This window comes from Nodularia sp. UHCC 0506 (assembly GCF_034931045.1).
Lineage (GTDB): Bacteria > Cyanobacteriota > Cyanobacteriia > Cyanobacteriales > Nostocaceae > Nodularia.
This window is the reverse complement of the sequence record NZ_JAYGHH010000009.1, coordinates 133,297-134,676: the sequence shown is the minus strand read 5'-3', so window position 1 is coordinate 134,676 and position 1,380 is coordinate 133,297. Positions and strand designations below refer to the sequence as shown.

The following is a 1,380-nucleotide window of genomic DNA, read 5'->3' as shown; positions in this document are numbered from 1 at the left end:
AAGCTAGAAGCTTTTGATTCAAATATAACTTCAATTATTTGAGGAACAACTAACATTGAGACAAAATGAATACCGATTGAGATCAAATGATTGTTTTTTGTCTGGTTGACTGACAAGCCCCTTGAAACCTACACTTTACAGCAGATTGAGTTGCACGAAGTAAAACCCAACACTCTGCCTTCTGCCTTCTGCCTTTCTTCAGTCAGTAACTATCAAATGCTAGGCAACGTCTGACTTAATATTAATAGTTTCTGGAGCAGAAACATCGCTGTCGCAGATATTTATTACTGCGCCACCGCAGACAACTTCTAACTCAAAGTCATTGAGTTCTTGATATTTAGATGGTTTGTTGTTTTCTGTTTTAGTTTTAGACATTGGTATAACCTCATAAGGTAGTTTGTTTTTAAAGCAACTGCTTAAAAGCTAGAAGCTTTTGATTCAAATATAACTTCAATTATTTGAGGAACAACTAACATTGAGACAAAATGAATACTGATTGAGATAAAATGATTGTTTTTTGTCTAGTTGACTGACAAACCCCTTGAAACCAGTATTTTGCCGTAGGTTGGATTGAGGTCACGTTGGCGAAGTCTTCTCGAATAGTAACCCAACACACTTTTTGGGTTTTGTTGGATTTTACTTCGTGCAACCCAACCTACGCCGAGATATTTTGTCAGTCAATGAGTGTTCATTGTCTAGACCAACTATTTTAGCGATCGCGGGTAAGCTTTTTCTTGTTAAATCACTTAGAAGTCCCACGTCGAGATATTTGAAATATTTATACGCTCTCACTTCTATGAACAAGTCTTTGTAGAGTTCACAGTATGTCAGCTAAATCGTTGTCTTGGGAAAAATCACGCTTTGATAGTTATGGCTAAACCAAAAATATCAAACCATCCAATTGCGGCTATATCGCATCATAATTACTACGTCAATTTTTTTACCCATCTATTCGTAATTTCTCCTTCTGGCTGATTAACGCAGCCCCATCTTCTTTCCGCATATTTTGCCCCAACTGCCGTTCCCATATTAGTAACAAGATATTCAAATCCAGTATTCTTAGCTATTTCATACGCTACATGGAATACTTTATCAAGAGCTTTGATTTTTTGAATCTTCGACAACTTGCTCGATGCGAAGAACCATCCTAGATCGCAGCTGCTCTGGCCATTATTTCTACAGGTTGCTAGGCAGAATGCAGCCGCTACAATTTCATTTTCAGGGTCAATAGCTACTACGTGTTTTATTCCCGGGCCTAAGTTTCCTTTAATTCCTTCGTTAATATGCCAAAGTGGACGCTCTACAGTAAATCCGTCATTAAAGTCTGAATCTTTGAACTCGTACCGTAGTAGAGCTTCAATTTCAGACCATCTTGCTTCT

At 37.8% G+C, this 1,380-nt stretch carries 2 protein-coding genes and 1 pseudogene; all 3 read right to left on the bottom strand.

What is annotated here, in order from left to right; genetic code table 11:
- Positions 1–219: 219 nt before the first annotated feature.
- Positions 220–375 carry a hypothetical protein gene (locus VB654_RS08840; RefSeq protein ID WP_323213343.1) on the bottom strand — a complete coding sequence of 52 codons (156 nt, stop codon included), beginning with the start codon at positions 373–375 and terminating at the stop codon, positions 220–222.
- Between the two features lie 303 nt (positions 376–678).
- A pseudogene (locus VB654_RS08835) lies at positions 679–831 on the bottom strand (IS701 family transposase); the annotation flags it as partial.
- Positions 832–926: 95 nt separating this feature from the next.
- Positions 927–1,380: hypothetical protein (locus VB654_RS08830; RefSeq protein WP_323213342.1), on the bottom strand; the 454-nt coding region annotated here is incomplete at its 5' end.